The sequence below is a fragment of the Granulicella sibirica genome (assembly GCF_004115155.1).
GTDB lineage: Bacteria > Acidobacteriota > Terriglobia > Terriglobales > Acidobacteriaceae > Edaphobacter > Edaphobacter sibiricus.
In genome coordinates this window covers 17209-37571 of sequence record NZ_RDSM01000007.1, presented here as the reverse complement: position 1 = coordinate 37571, position 20363 = coordinate 17209, and the positions used below count along the sequence as shown (strand labels likewise).

Below are 20363 nucleotides of genomic sequence, written 5' to 3'. Positions count from 1 at the left end.
AGCACCCGATCTACTAAATTCACTTCTGCAACCGCTTCAACCCATTCACCATCAACGGAAACCATCGCCTGGAGCCATTCGGAGTTCGGTCCCGCAACGGGACACCCTTCGCCGCAAGGCCACGACGCAGCCAAGTGCTGGTGCTGGCTTCTATCCGTCCTCCGGCGAGAATTGCCCAACGCGTTGCACGGCTTACTGAGACTGCGTTGCGAGAGCGCTTCGCTCGCAGAAAGCGCAGACGGATGCAACCGAATGCTCCGGCCGAGATTTCAAAATCGGAGTCCTGACCCCACGCTGCGGCCAATCGTTCTTGAACCTTCACTGCGGTGAGACCGTAAGCATACTGGAGACCTTCTTGCGCGGTCCATTCCACATCGAACAGGAGTGCGTCGTAGTTAGGGAAGATCGTAATCGGCGGAGGAACGGCTTGTTCCACGGTTGAGCGCAAGGTGACGGAATCCTGGGATGCCGATACCGTCGTGTCGCCGATGACGATCTCGAAGCGCGGTGTAGCGCGCAGTTTGTCGCGAATCTCGCCAAGCGTCAGCGCAGCAGCCGTCTCGATGGTCTCTGTGGTCCGGCGATCGTAATTTGCAGTGAGTGTTGTTAAGCCAGAATCTTGGGTCCCGAACACCATGTATGCCGGGGAAGTTTGCGTCGGCCACATCGAAGTCGATTCACTTCCGAGAGGCGTTCCCAGCGACAAGGCCGCTGACGGTTCGCCCACAGCCCATTTGATTCTCGCGATGAAGGAGCGACCCGTCGTGAAAACAGGACCATTTGAATCGAAACTTTGCGGAACCCCGAGTAGTGCAACCCCGTCCGCAGGAGATGCGAGAGTTACGTTGATCCCCTCCGCCCATCGATCAAGCGAGGTCGAGATCGAGTTCGGCAAGAACACGCGCCACATTCGCCACTCAAGTTTGCTGTGAGGCTTTACCGCCAGCGCCTCAGCTGAACAGACCGAAGGAGGCGCATTTCTTACGTCAGCAACGATTCTGATTTCGCTGCCCAACTCAAGTTCGCCACTGTCTCCGAGCCGTTCCCATTCGCCCTTTCGCAGGACGAACGCGGTGCCGCGAGGATTCAACCCTTCGCAAGTGCCCGTCCATCTGGTGGAGGAAAGGTCGGGCGGCCACTGTCCGGCCGGCGATGTTCCGTACGTGCTCGTGCTCGGAGGCACCACAAGGCGCGCGCTTCCGACACCCGGCCGCAGGTCCATCAGCGAGATACTCGCGGAAGAACTACCCGTCGCAACACTGACAGAGCCGCCCACCAAGGCCCGGAGCCGAGCGTTGCCAAGATCTGAGATTTCGGGAAATCGCAGGAATAAAGCCCAAGCACCCTTATCGTCGAGCGGGTCACTAAGGCAGAGATCGATCTCGTTGATTGGTTCAGCCGCAAGAGACTCACCCCATGACCCCGGACCCTCAACACCGAACGAGGAATGATAGAGGGAGCAGTCCTGTCTTGCCACATTCGCATTGTGGGCAAACCCAGGCTCCGGGCTCAGACCCATCGCACGTCGATAGTGAACTTCGGCCTTGCAAACCGGGCATTCAAAGGCACGGTTTCGATCCGTCCGCCGAACCTCGTCGGCTGGGACGACGCGCTTTGTTCGCCGGTCGATCGCATATTGCATTAGGTAGCAACAGGATACATCGCAACCGGCCAGGACCCTGCATTTTCTTTCACTTAACTGGTGCCACCCTAAAACTGGACAGTTCTCAAAATCGGCTTCAGCCGGAGGCACTCACCGAAAATCGTTCCGTCAAAGGCCACGCGGCATTCCCGGCGCTGGCCGGCCGATTCCAACCAACTCATCCTTCTGGCGCGGCTAAGATGCGCTTTATTCACGGCCAATTTATGCTTTATTTCACCGAGTGAGTGGGAGTTCAGTTCTTTGAAGAGGAGAGCGCGACGGGGGCGGGGAGCAACGGCGGCTATTGCCAATATGGCAAAGTAAACTGTGCCTCAAGAAACCGACAAAAAGTCATCCAGCGTAATGACATATTGCTCTGGATTACTACTATCCATCGCTCGAACAAGCGCACTTTGCTCTGCGGAAGCAATCCAGTTCCTCAAATCACGTCCGCTGAGGTCCTTCTCCTTAGTTAGGTCGGCGAGGAGGGCAGCACCGTTGTACAACGGGAAATCCAATTTCCTCCCAGCAAGGAAGATCGAAAGCAAGCGAATTCGACCCTCGCGGTCAGGAAGCGGAATCGTCAGTCGCTCCGAGAAGCGGCTAAGTATTCCTGAATCGATATCACTCGGTCGGTTCGTCGCCCCAATCAGAAGGACGTGCTCCGACTGGGCTTGAACGCCGTCGATCTCCTGGAGCAACTGCCCGACAATCTCTCTGGTCATCGGATCATCGCCCCCGAGACTCCTGTCCGGAGCCACGATGTGGAGTTCGTCGAAAAATAGGATGCACGGTGAGTGCGACCTCGCCATCTCAAAAAGCTTCTTGACCCGATTTCCGCTGTGTCCGAGGTAATTAGCCTTGAGGTCCGCTGTCGTTGCAGCATGAAAAGCCAAACCACTCTCGTTCGCAAGGGTACGTGCGATTTCCGTCTTCCCGGTTCCGGGAGCACCTTCTAACAGAAGAGAATGCGGGATTGAAACGCCCTGCTCAATCCACTTTTCAGGATTTCTCAGGAGCCCGCTGATGAGTTTCAGACGACCTAATATCTTCTGGTCAAGAACAAGGTTCTCCCACTTCGAGTGGACTGAGACCCTGGTGTTTTGCCCCTTCCGCAGCTTGTTGACGGCTTCTTGTATCTGCTCCACCGTCGGCGGATCGGGATGAGCCATCCTTCGGGCCGTTTTCGCGGCATCCTGAAGATCGCGGCCACTCATTCCTTGGGTGAGAGCACTAAAACCTGCCGGAAGGGTGGCTTCTACGCCAGCGCTCTTCAATTCCTGATGCAGTATGCTGATTCGATCGTCCTCGGATGGAAGCTTAATCTGCATCTCCCACCCAAATCGAGAAACGATAGCGTCGTCCAATAGATCGCGCCGGTTCGTGGCACCGATCACCCAGACTCGATCGGACTTGTCCAGACCGTCCCATTCGGCAAGGAATGCTTGAACAATCTCCGTGGAGATGGCGTCCGTTTCTGCGGCACCGCGGCGTCCAAGCACCCCTTCGCACTCGTCTAGATAGAGAATCGAGGGTTGATGCCGTCGGGCCTCTTCCCAAACCTCTCGAACCCTGCGACCACTGCCACCAAGATGATCCAACTTGAGTGAGGCGGGAGTGAGATGTTGGAAACTGCGTCCAACTGTTTCCGCGATGGTCTTTCCAAGCAGTGACTTGCCAACTCCCGAGGGGCCAGTGAGAAGTAAGCCGCGTGGTGCGGCAGCATCACAGCTCTCGAAAAGTTCCAAGGCACGCAAAATTTCGAGCTTTTGCGATTCGGGGAGATGAACTAGGCTCCACGCTTCGGCAGAATCCCGCATCCGCCGCAGAGAACCGTCGATTTTCTCAAGGAGGTCGCGATTATTCAATAGACGAAGCATAGGTCCAAAGTGCGTTGATACAGCATCTAGCTCTGCCGAGAACTCTCTTACCGTGTCAGCGAAAAGATTTGGCAACACGTCGTCGGTTGACCAATGCCCAAGAGACGGATGGTCGATGTAATAGGTTTGCATCACCACTTGCTCCCCCGTGGGAGTGATTACAAAGAAGCCTTGGCCCTTCCACGAGACAGAAACATACGGTCTGCCAAGCTGAAAGGCTTTAACCCCGTCTGCATTGTCCGAGGTGCGAATTTGAAGTTCAGCAGAGCGTGGCGAAATCACTACAAAACGCAGGGGAATATGCGAGAGGGGAATCAAAATCTCTATGGCAGCGTCTTTTCCGAACAGACGCCGTGCTTCCTTGGAAAGAGTCTTATTCCCCTTCCAATAGACGCGGAGGGCCTTCTCAAGGCGATCAACGCCCCTCCAAAGGAGGCGGTCAAGAAAGGTCGTATTCGCTCTGCAAAACTTTATCCAGTCCAGTTCCGCAGTTGAACTGGAGGTGTCCACCTGAACACGCGTCAGTTGGCTGAAAGTTTTGGCCTGCCGTTGAGCCCAGTATTGTTGTGAAGCAGTCGTCAAAGTCTTCGACTCCTGAACAACACCTACGTTGATATTGTAGGTCGATTTACCCCCTTCCAGAAATAGCAATGACGCCATGCGATCCTCCCTGTGGCTAGGCAGCGGCGAGCCGCTCAAATGCCAGGTTTGGGGGTATGAGTGACGGAGCGGCCGGTTCAGGTCCAGGGTTATTAGGCGGTCCATCGATCAGGAGAATGAGCTCTCGGATTGTTTCGCTGCCGCAGACTCCACAGCGAACGCTGCGAGAGTTGGACACTGTTTCACAATTCTCGCAGTAAACGGCTATCTCCATGGGAATGCTGACAAAATTGGCTTCCCTCCGGAGCATGGATACGTTCCTTCCTCTGGGCATGATTCCTCCAAAAAGAGAGGGCGGCTCAGAGCCGCCCCGATTGGTTTAAATGGCTGGAAAGTGGTCAAGCAGCGTCTTGCGGCAGAACAGATTCGAGCGTGTCCACCACAAAGCGGAGTGCGTCAAGGCTCGGTAACTCCTGGACGGTTGTCAGTTTCAGGTGCTGAAGAAGGGCGTCCATGTGCTCTGCTCCTCCACCAGAGGAGAGGTGCCGTAGCCGGTCGTAGCCTCGCGCGGCAGCTTCCATCCACTTGAGGGAGTCTTTCTGGCGGTTCGCGTTTGGGATGAGGCGAGCATCATGAGAGAAGCCTGCACGGGAAAGAATTTCCGTGTATATGCCGACTCCGAGGTGCTTCCGAAAGGCCTCGATCTTTCCAGTTAACTTCGGGTCAATCGGACCTCTCGGCTCGGCCCCATGTACGACGACGACATCCGGGGGCAGCGCCCAGAGGGGCAGGGCAGGCAGACGCTTTGGTACACCGCGACGGTCAATGTCTACCCAGCGTTCGGAAATGCGATAAAGATAACGACCGAGACCAAAACAGCTGGATGCTCTTTTAAAAGCCTGCGCTTCCGCCGAAGTGACAGCCATAGAGCTGTCCGCCCACTCCTCACCATTACCGGTGTGGCTCCCAAGCCGATGAATGGTCAAGACACAGTTTATGAGAACTTTTCCCGTGACTACCTCGCGCCCATCAATTCTCCTGACGACATTAGGGACTGCGGCGAGAGCGTACGTGCGCGACCACCCAGAAGGGGTGAAGAGTTGATTCAGGCGATCCGTGTAAGCCCGAGGGTCCGCGTAAGGGAGAACCTTGCCGCGGCGGCCCCGCTGGCCTCTGCGGACAACCCGCCATTTGACTTCGGACGGTGAGAACGGGGTCTCGAGCAGAGCGAAAAGCTTCCGTTGCTCCTCTACGGAGAAGTTCCTTGTGGTGGCCATGTGACCTCCTTTCAATTTCAGGTCTGGTTTCTTCGGCCGCATTTAGTCAAAATGGAATTTCGTCCGCAGTGATTGGTAGCAAGTGACAACTCCGTTACGATGCCATTCCGAGTGTTGCGAATCTCGGGTGATTTACCGACGTTGCCGAGCAGTATGACCTTATTGACACACTTTGCCATGGCACCTCCTTGTGTGCGTTGTTGAAGACATGAGGATGAGTTCAGGAATGAGAACTTAAAGGGCTTGTGGAGATTCCCGGCCGTTCTCTTTGGCCGAGCCCTTACGTTTCCGGCCTAAGCGGCTGGCGCGGGGGATGATCCAGGATCGATAGCGCGCAGAGGGCAATCACGGCACAAAGAGTGCCGTGTGACGCACGAGGGCGCCAGTCCTCGGAAGTCATCCAGGAGAGGTTCTTCGGATGTCACGCGATCATCGCGAAACCGTGTGATCCACGAATCGGTTGCCAACGACATTCGCTTGATCAGACTCAACCTCAGCGAACATCGCTTCTGGAACCTCAATACCAAGTCGAGCGAGAATCGGCCGGTAGTAGTCAATGTCCTGCTGGTGCGTCCCAGCGTCATCGTCATCGAGATTGGTGTAAATTGCCTCGTTCTGAGCATTCATAACGGTGCAGAAGACGAAGTCGAGTGGCCGATCATAGCCGAGAGTGACCGTCACGGCGATGCCACTGCCGTCGACAGTCCGAATTATGTGTTGAGACATTATTGCTCCTTGTGTGCTCAAAGTTAAGCTGACGCCAGAAGGTTACTTGGCGTACTTCTTGCAACGGCTACATGGACGTGCTTGCAAGCCAGACAGTTCAAAGCCGCTGTCACGTTCTTCACTGCTGCCTCAAAGGAGTGGGGTATGTCACGAAGTTCACCGGCCTCCGAATAGAAGGAGGGTGTAATCGTCCCGCGGATCGAACGACTCTCTGGCGCCCAGAGGTCAAAGGAGATTGTTCCGTCGCGACCACGGAAGAGCAGAGTGGACGTCATCCTAGGTTTCGCATGCCCCTGCTCTGACTCGAGCAGATGTCGGGTTATGGCGAGTTCGTATGTTCGCCCGATGCGGAACATATCAATTCGCACAAGCTCCGGGGCCACAACAACTGCGTGGCGACCGTTGCCCGTGATCGAGTCGATCGGCTGCAACCACTGTATGGGAGCACCATCCCCATCGAGGTAGGCGCAATAGCGGCCCATATCTGATACGGCGCCTCCAGATTCGACACCACGGAGCACGTACCTCTTTGCGAGATGCTGGTGCTCTTTGGAGATCGAAGTCTGGCAGTAGATCCCGCGCTTGTCCAGGGCCCGAAGAGCAGATCTTCCAAGTGGGATGCCGTACTGGAGGAAGGGCGAGGACGATGCCTTTTGGTTGTACGAATGATTCTGCGCGTTCGTCTTCATCAGTCATCGACCTCTCTATGCCATCTGCTTCTTGCGAATCGGCTGACCGAGCGCGGCGCGGATATCGTCCGCGCTACAGCCGGCCCAGCACTTGTAGAAACGTGGATTGGCGACCTGGATTGCTAGGTTGTCACCCGATTTGTCTCTGCCCGCCTGCCTGCATGACGGGCATGGAGCCCACCAGTTGCGACTGTGCTTCGATTTGGGTCTCACATAGTCAAGGATTCGGAATTCCGTCTGGCCATCGCGAACTGGACCCGGAACGTAGGGCTCCCTTACAGCAGGTCTATAGTTCTCTGGCAGTGACATTCCCTGAATGAAGGTATGGAGTTCAGCCTCCGTTAGCTTCTTCATGCCGTTGAGATACGCCAGTTGAGTCTCTGGTTCGGTCGGCGCCTCATAGAACCAATACCGCCTATTGGTCTTACGGTGCACTCCGAGTGGAGCGCGGATCGCATTCCCGAACTCCCCATCTTGCAGCCGATCCTGCTTGGGGAAGACTTCGATCCCTTGCTTGAGACCGCCGCCAACAATCGGTACCCCAAGGCGTAGAGCGAGATTGTAGATATAGATACGGCACTCGGAGGCTAGTAGAGGCGTCTCCGCGAAGATCCAGAGATGCCCTCCCCGACGCGACTGCTCGATGGCCGCTTCAACACCGTCCTGCTTCAACTCCCATTGAAGTTTGAACAGAGCCTCGACTGCTCCGTCGAAGTCACCATCAATCGCGACCCACTTGCACCGCTGGGTCTCGGGGTTGATCGCGAACAGGTTGATGGTCACGTCGCCGTTTAGGTGCATGCGGACGACGTCACTATCAAGTGGTTTCGGTTCTTTGGTGGTCCAGTCCTTTGCCAGAAAGTAAGGAACCTTGCCATTCGGAAGAGGTTTGTGTGCCTGCATACCGAAGGCACGGCGGTTGACGAAGAGCCGGATGAAGTTGTTTGCTGTGTCCCGGCTGACGGAGAATTTCGCGTACACGGCAGAGCTCCTTTCCTTCAATTGGGCACTTTGTATCCCGGCTCCAAAACTCGGTCAAATCTCTCAAGGAAACGGCGAGCCCAGTGCGCATGCGGACGCACTTGCTCGCCGATTCCGGTTGATAGTGGATGGTTACGCGGCCTTCTGCTTCGGGACGGCGACAATCTTGAGGGTTGGAGACGCTGGTTTCGGAAGCTCGATCGGACGGCGGACGGGGAAATCGGAACCACTGCAGATGATGCTCCCGTGGTAAGCGAGACAGCGATTGATGCTGCGGATACGACCGGCGGACAGACGCATGGCGGCTTCTCCTTAGAAAGAAGGTGAGTTAGCACTGGTGAGCTGTTGTGCGTGGATGGAACCGGGAGGGGGCTGAAGCTACGCCTGGCCGACCAGAGCCGGGTTCAGCAGAAGACCGGGCTGGTCGACATAATGGAAGAGCTTGTATTCGCAGTAAGCGCGATCAAACTTCTCTTTGGTGAACTCGCACTCGCAGGCTTCGAACGAAAGCATGTACCAAACCTGACGGATACGATCGAGCACATAGATGGCGCCCGAGGTGATGTCACCCGGAACCATCTGCAGGAGCATGACGCCCTTTTGCGTTTGGATCCATCGGGTGGCGATGGCTTCTCCCAATTGGAGGAAGGCTTGTACGTCCTGGTCGACGGACTCTTTGGCTTGGTCGCGCCAATCCATGAGCGGGTGTGCGGACATCTTTCCGAGGCTGCGGGTCATGAGTTCTCTCCTTTCTAGAGGAACGGGCTGCGGGAGTTGGGTTTGTTGGGCTGGCGATAGCGCAGCGTCTTGTACCAGACGTTGGCCAACGTGAGGGCAATGCCGACCACTGCTGCGACGATCAGCCAATGCAGGAGCGGCATGCCGATGCTGTTGCGGAGACCTTCGACGGCGGACTTCAGGAAGACGAAGATATCGACTCCCGTCAGCGTGACGGCGATGACCATTCGAGTGAGAAAGTACGTGAAGACAGTGGAGGCACGGCGCGGCGTTGCCTCCGCCATGGACGACGGAAGAGAGGACATTGGAACTCCTTGTTTGGGTGGAAGTGCGACGCTACAGTGCAACCTAGGTGGGGACTGACTCGAGGTTCATGCCGCCGCCGGAAGTCTGGCTGCGGATGAACCTCTCCGGGAAAAGCAGGTGCTGTGGATGTACTGGTCCGCCATGAGCAGATAGCGGAGCCTAGAATCCCAACCCTTTCGAGCGGGTCTTGCGCGGCGTTTAGGGTCGGGCGGCAAGGTCCACGCGTATTCTATCGGCCAGCAGCTGCTCGACCATGGCGTGGTCCCGCGCCGTGCCGCCTCGGCGATCGCTAGTCGGGGCAGACCCAACAACGACACTGGTGGCGAATTCACGCCGCTTGGAATTGGAGCGCGGCGAAGTGTGAGCAGCGGGTCCGTGCGACGGGCGTTCCATTCGTCCAGGATGCGATCCGCATGTTTGCCATGATGATGTTCGGAACAGATGAGGTTCCCGCGCGGTTCATCAGGCTATCGCCACCATCACGCTCGCCAACCAAGACGACGTCGTAGACGACATCGGCGTCGCACCTAAGCGACTGAAATTAGTGATCCCATCGGCATTTCGATCCATTTGTTATCACATTCACTCATCTGCTGAGGTCCATTGGATAGAGCCGCCCTAATCGGCGTGCTTGAACCAGTTGGTCGTCAGCTACACTTGGCCACCCGGTTCAAAGGCCGGGGTCTTAGGTCTGAAGGCGACAGCGTCAGAGGTGATGCTATCGCTTTTCAGCTCACCCTCACCCAGAGCACATCGCTGGTGATATACCGGCGCAGGAAGCCGGTAACCTTACCGGAGGCGTCGCGCTGAAAGACCTTGCGTATGCGCGGGTTGCCTGGGGTGAAGAGCACGTCGCGCGTCTCCGCCCTCTGCTCCACCTCGTCGGCGCCGGTACGCTTTGAGAGCAGGCGGTTGCCGTCACGCTGGAGGACCAGCGTGTCTGGACCAGAGCAATACGTCCCTACCAGCTCGTCCATTTGGGCGGCCGTCAGGGTGAGCGCGGGCGGGTCCACCAGCACATTGGTGATGTGCAGGAGGCGCAGCTTCCAGTCTCCGTTCAGGCGCTGCCAGCTCTCGGTGAAGAGGTACTTGACCTGCTGCTCGTCGGTGTCTGTGTGGATCACGATAGCCGTGTCGCCAGCGCGGGTCAGTTGATAACTCTGGATCTGGAGAGGTTTTTCCGTATCCGGGTCCAGCGCGGCCAAAAAAGTAGGGAGAGGCGTGACGCCGCCTTCTTCGTCAACGTACGCGAAGTCCGAGCTTGCAAGTCTCTGCCAAGCGGCACGGTCGCCGCTGTGAACGGCCTTGAGCAGGGCCTCGTCTGCCCTGTGGAGTTGAAGACTTAGCGCAGGGTCAGGAGCGACGGTTTGCGCAACATTCGGCGTTGCGGCAAGAAGAGCCACACTGAGGAGAATCATTAACGTTTTCACACCAGTTCTGGTCATGTTGCAAGGATAAACGTCATGACGTTCCGGGGAACGTTCCATCAGTTCGTACATCTCAACTTCGTTTTGCAGGCGCGGCAGGTGGCGCACCTGCCGCGCGCGGAAGTCTGTTCGTACGCGCGTTATCTGCCAAACGTCGTTGTCTGTTTCGATCGCCGACTCAAGCAAATGGACTTCCGTGCACGTCAAGGCGCGCGCTCCCAGCAGCACGGAGCGCTTCATAACGCTTCGGCTGTGCTCGCCGAACTGGGACCGGAGAAGTTCGCTCCGATCTTCGTGCGTGTCAGCGATGAGCACACTGTCCGTTGAATAGGTGTAGTTGAGGCCGAGATCAAATACCTCAACCTTGAAAAGATACAGCATCAGCATCGGACTGTCCTCCTGAGACGTGTTGGGGCCAACCAGCCATAAGGGCCGGTCCGCAGTTGAGTGGAAGTGGGGAGAGCAGGTAGCTCGAAAATGTGGGGATTGAATGAGGAGGCTCAATTCTCGGAAGCCGGGTGGCGGGCTGCGCGAGGCAGTGTTTAGGCGGGACACCAAGAGGGGATTCTTGGTGGGTGGAAGAAGATTTTTGCTTAGAACGGCAGGCAGACTTGCGCGCTTCGGGACGCGATCACGGAATGTGCCGCGTCTATGATCTGCACGAGGCTGCCGGTCGAACGCATCGTGAAGCCGATCTTCTGCTCCAATTCAGAGACAGCATGTAAGCTTCTGGATCATGCTGTCGTATAGAGAGCAGGTCAGCGTCCGTCGAGAAAATGCACAACCTGCACGAGAGGCGGCGCAGGTAGCCGCCGTCCGTACCGTCCTTGTGATACTCGGGAACGTAGACCGGGTGGAGAGGAATGCGATGCTCCCAGTGCCAGGTCAGCACATCGGCAACGGACAGCTCGAAGATCGGAAACCAGTTATAGACCGCTCGCGGCTTCGTGGTCAGTGAAGAGTTGAGTGAAAGTGGCTGGAGCTTTGCGCGGGGTGGAGACTCTTCCAAACGCATCCCCATGCAGTTGAAGATCAGTCGGCATGGCAGAGTTCTGATGTATTTCTCAGTCGGTCCACGCTTCAGATCGGACGTACAATGCCGATATTGAGCGGAGGGGAACATCCCAAGCTGCTCGATCATCTGGAGGTAGTTGCGGCGAGGATTGCGCACGACGGTAAACGGAACACCGAACTCTGCGCACCGATCCCGTGCGAAGTCCGCAGCTGAAATGGGACGCTGGTGTTCAAAACCAGTGTCGCCATCACGGCTAATATGGTTGCACCTGGAAAATATTCGCGCACAAAGCCGAGCATGCGATTCGAGTCCTTCCCGCCAGAATGGTTGATTACAAACGCTACTGATCCATCGAAGCGCTGGATTAGGCGCTTCACTTCAACGAATGAATGGCACATCTTCATCCTCCGTTCACTGTGATTGGTCGTGGGTAGAGTTGCTGGAAGGGCTTCCATCAGCCAATTCGTTCGCTTTTCACAACCTAGCCGAAAATCAACCCAACACAAGGGGATAGTCAGATCGCAAACTTTTGAAAGCATGAGGGGTTACAAGGCGTATATCTGCTCAATCGCACTGCAAAAGCGGGCAATCGGGAGCTAATTGGGTTTCAATCGGCACCCTATGGGCAGGCAACTGGCAATCAAAGGGCAGACAAAAACTCTCTGTCTGTTGCTTTTGTGGCACGAGGAGCGGCGTGAAGGAACTCACGAAATGAGGTGACCGCATGTCCTGCGCCGATGTTAAGCACGGGTGTTCTTAGAAGGTCTCGACGAAAATCCTCGCTCAGTGCCACACCAATTGTCTTCTTCACACCGCGCATTTCAATGGCGAGAACGTGCGAGACATCATGACTGGAAGTGAGATAAAGCACCGCATCTGCCGTCTTGTCGCCATTCAAGACCGCTCGAATGTCGCTGTATCGTGCAGAGCCTTTGACCGTTCGCTCGTATTCCAGAGCGAGTTGCCACGCCCCTTCTTCCGTTTGGAGAGTGATGAAAGCATCGTAATCTTTTGCAGCTCCGCCATAGAATACGAGATTCCGTGAGGCCAACTCGAGCTCTGTCTGCCATGTTTGAAGCAATCCGCTCTCGCGCAATGCAAGTCGGATCTCCACCAGTTCCAGAGCGTGAAAGACCTGGGTTTCGTTCAGAATCTGTCGCCCGGTCGACGGGAGTGAGATAAGAGTGTGCCCACGCATTTCTAGGTAGGAAAGGCCCAAAGGAGTGATTCGGAAGATCGGTTGCCTGAAGAACTGGCTTGACGTCATGCGCAGGACAAGCCCCGCCTGTTCCAGTCGAGTGAGTCTCCAGTGCACACTACGGCGAGCGATACCGCTCTTCTCGGTAGCGAGCAGGCGATACAGTTGGTTGAGTGTGATGGCACGCGTATTCCGAATGTGGAGCAATACCGGCAGATCGTGTTCATCGGAAATAGCAATACAGCCTTTGCGATACCTCATAATTCACCTCCCCAGGATGCGCTTGAAAGTTCCAGGCGAGTCAAGTCACCAGACAACACCCACCGGCCCAGATTGCTTTCAATCCAATCGTTCCCTCTCATGAGAGCCATTAATTCGTAGCGGTCGCGGCGCAGGCTAACGGAGATCAGCTGCACTCCATCGCTCTTCCAGCCCGGGCGGCTGAATCGGATCGAGCCGCCCATTCGTTCCGTAAGTGTCACGAGGTAACCTTCTGGCGTCGCGTTCTGATCCAGAAGACGGGTGATCAGCAGGTGCATCCGGCCGTGCATTCGGTTCGGCTCATTGCATTCAACGGCACGTCCGAGAACGTGATCGGGAAACTCCGGATTGAATCCGCTGCTCCGATTGAAGCGGACCTGCCCCGGATACACCCAGCACAAACGCAAGCGATTGCCGTATCTCAGGCCTGCGGAATTGAACCATGCGGCATGGCGACGCAAACAGAAAGGGTCGGCCACGTCCAATGGACGTGCCGACCACCAGTTGGTTCCGAGGCCGATTATGCGGACGCGCACGGCTCCAATCCCTCCACGAGTTCCTGCACCAAAGCCCGAGTCATCGCGTTTCTTTCCGGTCCATTGGTCCGATACAGAAACCAGATCTGAAAGTAGAAGTGCTTCGGAAGCGGCATCTCGCGCTGGTGATACAGGTCGAGACAACGTCCCAGCTCTGACATCAAGTGGGCGAATTCGATCTCGCGGTCTTCGCCGACGCCCATCGTTCTGATTACATACTCCCGCCACTCCGGCGCACTCTCTCGTCCGGATACGTTGTCCTTGTAGTGGGTCCACAAAGCGAAGTAGGGGTTCTTTGTACGCAAATGTTCCAGAAGCTGCTCGATGATTTCGCGGGGGGTGACAGGATACGGGCAGTCCCCCCCGGTGGACCTTCCGCTCGAGGCCGTGAACAGGAACTGGATTATGTCGCCCATAATGGTGTTGTTCAGAGCCTCCAGTTCCTGCGTTCTCCCCGGTTCCGCCATTGCAGAGATGCGCTCGATCTCCGAGGATAATCGTTCGGGGAAGGGCTGGGATCGCACTTCATAGAACTGCTGGTACATCCTGGTAAGCCCAATCGCAAGAGTGAACGGGATATCCTCGGCGGCCACGGTCTCGTGCACAAAAGCGAGCCACTCTTCTTGAGTTCGAAAATCATTGCGTGTTTTCAAGCGCTCCTCCTATGCACCCTTGAGTGTTTGGTTGCGACGCCGCTCCTGCTCTAAGTCCTGAGACACCTGATTCAGGCGTTCTCTTAGGTTGCGTTCTGAATTGCGTAGCGCCTGGTTCTGGCCTTGGAGAAGTGTCGTTTTTTGTTGCAACTCACCGGAAGGTGCGATTCCGGTCTCTACCTGTTCTGTGTGGGACGCCGGCGACTTAGGCGCTGCCGCCTCCGATGGAACACGCGTCTTCTTCCCAGTTTGTTTCTGTGAGGGTTGTTCTGCTGCCTGAGACTCTGAAAGTTGTTCCCTATTGGGAGATGGCGTCTGATTCAGAGCGGCGTTCTTCGTTTCGACAAGCGTGTTGTACATTCCGGTGCGACGAACGATCTCCCGTCGATCGATGACCCGGCCATTCCACAGTTGGGAGATCAGGTTCGCCGCGATGATCTCGCGCTTGTCCTGGGCGCGGAGAACAAGAACAAGCGCTGTGGAGGTCGCAGCAAGGAGCGAGAGGCTGAGGACATTCGACCAGAAATAGATGTTCTGGATGGTGTAGCCCACAAGCTCACTCCGTGCATCCGCGGCGGAGTTCCCGTAGTCTTTGTTGTCCGGATTGATCTTGCCCAGGGCATAGTCAAGTACGCCCTGAGATCGTTTCGGTGCCGGCTTTGACGGTGCAGCAGGCGGCGTTGATTGTGCTGGATAAAGGGACGACGCGCTCAAGGCAAAACCAAGGATTGCGACTCGGCTGATGTTGTTCATGACTCCTCCCCTGTCCAGAAGCTCGTCAAGGTACCGGCGGTCCTGCGCCGTCCACGACGTGGTTCGTCACTGCTAAATCGCAGGTTAGCGCCCACCTCCGGATTGATCACGTCATGCATCCGCGGATAGAGCAACGACTTCATCTCTTCCGGCCGGTAGGTCATTGCTCTCCGCGCGTGGAGATGAGAGTGGAGTGTGCCCTCGCGTGGATCGACCATCAGGATTTCGAGTTGACCGACCGGCATGTTCTTGATGTGCTCTTCGCGTGCGCGAGTCTCACGGATATCGCTCTCATTGCCAGTTCCGGTCTCGGTGTATTTTTGGCTGAACACCCCGGTTCGACGCACGGCGAGGCTGCGGCGTTTGCGCAGGACCCTTGAGGAAGCTTTCAGGAACCACTGCGCCGTAGACTCGTCGGTGCCGTTCATTAGCATCTTGGTGCCGGGGGCCGAGCATACTTCCTCAGCAAAAGCCCGGCTCACATTCTCGAGCTGTGGCACAGCTTGGAAGGAGAAGAGGAAGGAGACACGAGCGCCACGAGCGGTCTGCAGGACCTGCGAAAAATCCGGATCGGCGTACCGCGCGATCTCATCGCAGATGACGCTGAGAATCGGTTCCTGTTCAAGGTTCAGCGACAACATCTGCTGGTAGCGCTTGCCAACCATTAGCCGAATGTTCTGTAGCAGGATCTTTCCGAGTGCTTCGCTGGCTCTCTTGTTCTTATTCGAGTTCAGGGAGATGACGAGGATGAGCCCTTTCTCGACGACCTCCTCGATGGTGAGCATGTTCTGGTAGGAACCAGTAACGATGGAGAGATCATCCTCCAGGAAAGCCAACAATTCATTCAGTAGACCCTGGATCTTGGTGATTCGCTCCCTGTCCGCCAGCGACTTGCGAATCATTTTGATCGACATCTCAAGGTTCAGCCGCATCGTTAGTGAGATAGACGGAAGGTTGTCGATACGGCGCTGTGCAATCCCGATCTGCTCATTCAGTATCTTTTCGTCCAGGGCCATGACGAGCACATCACGCATGTTGAACACCTTGCCGGTGTAGTACAGGATGCGGACGAGATCGGAGAGGTACGCCTCCTGGTGTCCCGCGAAGAAATCCTCCCGCATCCCGAAAGACGAGAAGATAAAGTTCACGTGCTCTTGATAGAGCGAGTCCGGGCTGTAAAGAGGGTTGTACGACCACGATTCCTGTGGATTGGACGGATCAATCAACCGTAGATCTTCCATCCTGCCAGCGGCTTCGATGTGGGGGAGGAGCTCCTGCACGAACGCCTGGTCGCCCTTGCCATCGAAGATGATAATGGGCATACGCCTTCCGTGGAAGGTCCGGTTGACGTCCTGCGCAATGATGCTCTGAAGCAAGGTTGTCTTACCCGCGCCGCTTCCACCTGCGATGACTCCGTGCTTGAGTCGGACAGAATCCGGCCAGAACCATGGTTCACCGTGAACGTTGTAGCCGAGCAGGGTGCTTCCTTCGTAGCGAACTCGGCTGAGATTCTTCTCATCGGTATCGCCGGGAACATGTAATGCAGGATGGGGCCAAGCGTCCTCTCGTCTCTGGCGCCTGCCGAAGCAATCGGAGAGAATAAGGCCGCTACCGAAGAGCAGGATGGCTAGGTCGAGGAATAGCTCGAGGCACTGAGTGTTGCGAAGATGCAGGCGAGAGACGCCGACATACCAGAGGATGGCGACGAGAGCGCAGCCTCCAAGGACGATAATGGCGGCAGCATCCTCGCCGGCACGGGGTGCTGGCCGGCGGTCGTCATATATCGCGCTCACCGCCGTGCTCCAACGCTGAAGTAGACGAAGGCCGCGATAAGCAAGAGGACCATGACACTTGCGACGACGAGGGGCGTGCTCGGACGCATTCTTCCCGTCTCCGCAATTGGCTTGATCGTATCAGATACTCCTCTGCGAAGGACCTCTGCGAGGTTGATTTCGCCATCGGAGCGATAGACCCGGCGTAGCATCTCCCGGGCCTCCACCGAGGTGATGAGACGGTCCGTTGCCATCTCAGATCACCACGGTCTCGACAAGAGCTCCGGACGCAGAGGAGCCGAAGTTCAACTGGTAAATTTCTGGTGTTGTGGCGGCGGACCTGTGGACCAGGACATACCCGCTCGTCGAGGCGCCTGGCGAAACGTCCGTCTGTGCTGACTCTCCTGTAACCGTTGTTGCTGTTCCGTCAGGTTTAGCCTTGAAGCCGCTGAGAGTCTGTGGGGAAATCTGGTGATTTCGAAGGGCAAGAAGCGAGATCGGAGTCTGCGAGGGTAAGAGGCGGGCGATCGACGGCGTGGTCACCCGAAAGGGTGTGGTCGAATGGTTGACGATCTCGTACTGGAGAAATGTTCCTTCGCCCGTATGCAGTACGTGAAGAAGAGAGACCGATACTTCTGTGGGGGATAGCTTCAGCGGCTGCTCCGCGACGATATTCTGGGCCCCAAGCATCGCCTGCGACGTGGCCGCTGCTGCGCCCTCTTGCCGCTCTTTCGCAGAAGACGCATCCGCGGCGGCGCGAGGGGATGCAGGAAGATTCCGCACCAGCACATTCATCTTCGCCACATCTCCCGGTGCGTCGAGTTCATAGGCGACTTGGCGGGACGCGGTCCATAGGATTAGGTTGGTCGTGGCGCTTTCTTTGAGCGGTTGCAGAAGAACTTTGTCTCCCGCACGTTCGATCTGGAATGACTCCAGATCCGCCGCGGCGATGAACTGGATCGGTTCGCCGAGATCGATCGCCGTGAGGTGATGCAGTGCCGTGTGGATGTGGGGAAGGTCCTGAAAGTTGATGTTCTGCGCCTTCGCGGTGAGCGCGAATAGCACGATGGCAGGAAGCCAGAAACGGTTCATAATATCCTCCGTGCGCCCGTTCGAGGCGACAGAATCTCCGGCGAGAGGAGGCGCAGACGAAAGCCGCACCTCCTCCAGCAGGGTTAAGAGCGATCTCCCCGAAACGGAGAGATTCTCGTGTCTTCGAAGACAAGGTCGCGTTTCCCCGCGTACTGAAAGAGGAAGATCGCTTTCTTGGTGTCTTCGGCCCCCGGGTTGGGGATCACTTCGATGAGATACGCTCGCTGTTCGTCATCAAACTCGACGTAGCCATCGATCGTCTTTGGCTTCCGGACCGGAACGCTTTCGCCTCCGGTCTGCTCTGCGAAAGCATCGACTATTTCCTGCGGGAAGGTATGGAAGAGAGCTGCACCGGTGCCTTTGCCGCTGGTGACGACATGTGCCATCGCCTGTGCCCAAGCTGCCCGGTTATCGTGCTTGCCCTCAGCCCAGAAGTGCATGAACAAGTTGAGCGAACGGAACTGCTTCTTCGCCTCCTGCTCAGACTCCCAGACCGCCGCTTGTGCCTTGTTACGGGCAAGCACGGCTGACTTTCGTACTTCCTTGTCCTGTCCCTGCCGTACTGCCTCCCAAAACGCCTGCGCATTGTTCAACTCCAAACGGAGTTTCCCTTCGCGTTCGGCTATGCGAGAAGCAATATCGCCAAAGATGTTGTTGACCAGTTCGCACTCCTTGAACATCTCCTTGCTGACCGAGTGGCCAGTAAAGAGCCCACGGAAGTCTTCCATGGCCATTTTTTCCTGTTCGAGGTCACCCAGTTCTTTCCGCACCACGTTGTACATCCGGCCCACCTTATCGGTGTCGACGACTTCGAGGTGCATGGGCATATCCGTAACCCGGCGCTCGCGTTTGTAGCGAAGCCAGGGTGCCGAATTGACCTCCTTACGGATTTCGCGCACGACTTCTTCATCCACGGATACCTTGTGCTTGAGAGAATCGAGCGCGTTTTGCAGTTGAATGACCAGTTGGTAAGCGAGGTCAATCCTGCCGGCTGCCACGCACGAGGTCTTCAGATCCGTGATCGAACCGATCTTGTTTCCACGTGCCTTCATGGCGACCAGATGTACGTTCCACCATTGGGAGCGGGCCTTCGTCTTCGTCTTCTCCGGATTGGTGAAGTGTTCCCCATACGCAATCCGTCCCTGAACGAACTTCGGGAACTGATCGGATGGAATGGCGCAGATCGTGTCATAGTCGAAATCCCCACCGTTCTTCGCCGCCGTCTCCGAATGCAAAATGTATGTTCCATTCATCCGGAGCTGTGTGCGCAGAATGTGGTGAATTACGCCTTCGGGTAATTCCGATGTGCCAAGCGCTTCTGTGAGACGAGGTACAAGTTCGCCATCCAAAAGATGACGAACAGGCAGTAGATCTTCCTGCATCCGTATGGGATATCGGACGCACAGACTCTGCTCCGAGGTGAGGGAGGTGATGGCGGCGTCCTTTGGAATCCAGTCGGACGCGAAGAGAATCTTCCCTCCATGCTCAACCAGAACTCCGTCATCGACCAATGCGAACGCAGGAAGACGGAGTGTCCCTCCTGTCATTGCGCGAAAGGCCCAGCGTGCCAGCTTTCGATTCAACTGGTTGGCAACGAACGGAATGCGGATCGCACTGCCGCTCTTGTCTGCCAGAAGAACTGCTTCTGACGGGTCACATCCTTCCTGAGGAGTTGCTACTGCCGTTTCGTCGAAGCTTTCTGTATCGAAGCTGTCGTCGAAACCAATCTCCTCTTCCTCGTTCCGTCCCAACAATTTGAGAAGAGCGGCATAATCCCCGTCCTCCCATGCTTTACGTACCTGCCGAACTTCCTCGATAGTCGGAGGAATGATCTCGGTACGAAGAGCCTCTTCCGAAGCATTTTCGACCAGCGTGTAACTTGAGCCGTAGAAGGTCTTCCGGGAATATTGCTTAATTCCAAGAATGACCGGACCCTGGACGAGTCTTCCGGTGGTCTTCGCTTGCGGGATAAATTTGCCTGATCCCTTAAGCTCGGGCTTGCAGGAGCTTTCGGGCAGAATGATATCGACACCTAGCTTTTCAGCTACGCGATCGCTCATTGCCTTGAGAGCACCCTTCGCCTGCTTCGGTTCGCGTGCATCGAATGCCAGTCGAAACTGGGCGAATCGATCCTGGGGAAGTTGTAGCTTCCGGTACAGGGACTCGCGAAGCCATCCGCGGCAATCGTTAGTGCCAAGGATATGATCCTTGACGACAAGGACTGTCAGGTCTGGCTCCTCGATTACGGTCTTGCAGTCAGAGATGAGGATGGAAAAGTACACCATCGCAGCCTCTGGCCAGTGCTGAAAGCGCTCAGCAATGTCCTTAGCGTGATTGGTATCGACGAAGTAGAAACGTCCGTCCTTCGCCGCACCACTTGCGCCTGCAAGTTTGTAGTGCACTCCCTGATAAACCAGGTTTGCCATCCGGCTTTCCACCACTGATTGCTCATAGGCGTCGAGTTCGGTTGGAACACTCACGCGTGCGACCTTGATCCCTGGATAGATCTGCAGGAGGAGCGTGCCCTCGAGCGTGTCTTTCCGGTTGAGTTCCGATTCCTTGCGTGTGACAAGGCCAAACGCATCAATCGAAAGCTCCAGGATGAGCTTCGGGTGATCCGTCACGGATTGGGTCATGTTCGCTGTCATCGTTTCTCCTCACTGTCTGGCGCTCCAGATGAGTGATTGAGAGCTCGCTGTCCCGAGTTCGTCTCACTTATGCCTGGTGCCCGTGTTAGGGGTGGTTTGATAACCGAACCAGGCCTCAGTGATCGAGTCCGGGTCAGCATGGAATTCCTCATCGCCTCGCGATAAGGGT

At 56.3% G+C, this 20363-nt stretch carries 20 protein-coding genes; all 20 read right to left on the bottom strand.

Features of this window, described 5'->3' with window-relative positions; all coding sequences use genetic code 11:
* Positions 1–19: 19 nt before the first annotated feature.
* Positions 20–667 carry a hypothetical protein gene (locus tag GRAN_RS24400; protein WP_128915688.1) on the bottom strand — a complete coding sequence of 216 codons (648 nt, stop codon included), beginning with the start codon at positions 665–667 and terminating at the stop codon, positions 20–22.
* A 1307-nt stretch (positions 668–1974) separates the two neighbouring features.
* Positions 1975–4182: an AAA family ATPase gene (locus GRAN_RS24395; protein WP_161571158.1), complete on the bottom strand. Its 2208-nt coding sequence runs from the start codon at positions 4180–4182 to the stop codon at positions 1975–1977.
* 338 nt (positions 4183–4520) lie between these two features.
* Complete coding sequence (locus GRAN_RS24390) at positions 4521–5399, bottom strand: Rad52/Rad22 family DNA repair protein (RefSeq protein ID WP_161571157.1); 879 nt, start codon at positions 5397–5399, stop codon at positions 4521–4523.
* A 17-nt stretch (positions 5400–5416) separates the two neighbouring features.
* Positions 5417–5578, bottom strand: coding sequence for a single-stranded DNA-binding protein (locus tag GRAN_RS24385; protein ID WP_128915685.1), 162 nt, complete (start codon positions 5576–5578; stop codon positions 5417–5419).
* Between the two features lie 250 nt (positions 5579–5828).
* A complete protein-coding gene (locus GRAN_RS24380; protein ID WP_128915684.1) occupies positions 5829–6125 on the bottom strand; it encodes a hypothetical protein in 297 nt (98 codons plus the stop codon).
* Between the two features lie 23 nt (positions 6126–6148).
* Complete coding sequence (locus GRAN_RS24375; protein WP_128915683.1) at positions 6149–6814, bottom strand: hypothetical protein; 666 nt, start codon at positions 6812–6814, stop codon at positions 6149–6151.
* Positions 6815–6829: 15 nt separating this feature from the next.
* The gene (locus GRAN_RS24370; RefSeq protein ID WP_128915682.1) at positions 6830–7795 is read right to left on the bottom strand and encodes a TOTE conflict system archaeo-eukaryotic primase domain-containing protein; all 966 of its coding nucleotides are present in this window, start codon (positions 7793–7795) and stop codon (positions 6830–6832) included.
* Between the two features lie 132 nt (positions 7796–7927).
* The gene (locus GRAN_RS25670; protein WP_161557603.1) at positions 7928–8095 is read right to left on the bottom strand and encodes a hypothetical protein; all 168 of its coding nucleotides are present in this window, start codon (positions 8093–8095) and stop codon (positions 7928–7930) included.
* 78 nt (positions 8096–8173) lie between these two features.
* On the bottom strand, positions 8174–8533 hold the full coding sequence (locus GRAN_RS24365; protein WP_128915681.1) for a hypothetical protein: 360 nt from the start codon (positions 8531–8533) through the stop codon (positions 8174–8176).
* 14 nt (positions 8534–8547) lie between these two features.
* Positions 8548–8838, bottom strand: a complete 291-nt coding sequence (locus GRAN_RS24360; RefSeq protein ID WP_128915680.1) for a cation diffusion facilitator family transporter — start codon at positions 8836–8838, stop codon at positions 8548–8550.
* A gap of 729 nt (positions 8839–9567) precedes the next feature.
* Positions 9568–10653, bottom strand: coding sequence for a nuclear transport factor 2 family protein (locus GRAN_RS24355; RefSeq protein ID WP_128915679.1), 1086 nt, complete (start codon positions 10651–10653; stop codon positions 9568–9570).
* A gap of 262 nt (positions 10654–10915) precedes the next feature.
* Positions 10916–11497, bottom strand: coding sequence for a phosphoadenosine phosphosulfate reductase domain-containing protein (locus GRAN_RS27205; protein WP_421800889.1), 582 nt, complete (start codon positions 11495–11497; stop codon positions 10916–10918).
* Positions 11498–11921: 424 nt separating this feature from the next.
* Positions 11922–12740, bottom strand: a complete 819-nt coding sequence (locus GRAN_RS24345) for a replication-relaxation family protein (protein ID WP_128915678.1) — start codon at positions 12738–12740, stop codon at positions 11922–11924.
* Positions 12737–13276 carry a hypothetical protein gene (locus tag GRAN_RS24340; RefSeq protein ID WP_128915677.1) on the bottom strand — a complete coding sequence of 180 codons (540 nt, stop codon included), beginning with the start codon at positions 13274–13276 and terminating at the stop codon, positions 12737–12739. The genes GRAN_RS24345 and GRAN_RS24340 overlap by 4 nt, the downstream gene beginning before the upstream one ends.
* Positions 13261–13929, bottom strand: a complete 669-nt coding sequence (locus tag GRAN_RS24335; RefSeq protein ID WP_128915676.1) for a hypothetical protein — start codon at positions 13927–13929, stop codon at positions 13261–13263. The genes GRAN_RS24340 and GRAN_RS24335 overlap by 16 nt, the downstream gene beginning before the upstream one ends.
* Before the next feature lie 9 nt (positions 13930–13938).
* Positions 13939–14682 (bottom strand): hypothetical protein, encoded by a 744-nt coding sequence (locus GRAN_RS24330; RefSeq protein ID WP_128915675.1) that lies wholly within the window; start codon positions 14680–14682, stop codon positions 13939–13941.
* Positions 14679–16475 carry a type IV secretory system conjugative DNA transfer family protein gene (locus tag GRAN_RS24325; protein WP_128915674.1) on the bottom strand — a complete coding sequence of 599 codons (1797 nt, stop codon included), beginning with the start codon at positions 16473–16475 and terminating at the stop codon, positions 14679–14681. Before GRAN_RS24325 ends, GRAN_RS24330 begins: the two co-directional genes overlap by 4 nt.
* Positions 16472–16708, bottom strand: coding sequence for a hypothetical protein (locus tag GRAN_RS24320; protein WP_128915673.1), 237 nt, complete (start codon positions 16706–16708; stop codon positions 16472–16474). Before GRAN_RS24320 ends, GRAN_RS24325 begins: the two co-directional genes overlap by 4 nt.
* Before the next feature lies 1 nt (position 16709).
* Positions 16710–17546 carry a hypothetical protein gene (locus tag GRAN_RS24315; RefSeq protein WP_128915672.1) on the bottom strand — a complete coding sequence of 279 codons (837 nt, stop codon included), beginning with the start codon at positions 17544–17546 and terminating at the stop codon, positions 16710–16712.
* Positions 17547–17629: 83 nt separating this feature from the next.
* On the bottom strand, positions 17630–20194 hold the full coding sequence (locus tag GRAN_RS24310; RefSeq protein WP_128915671.1) for a hypothetical protein: 2565 nt from the start codon (positions 20192–20194) through the stop codon (positions 17630–17632).
* Positions 20195–20363: the final 169 nt, after the last annotated feature.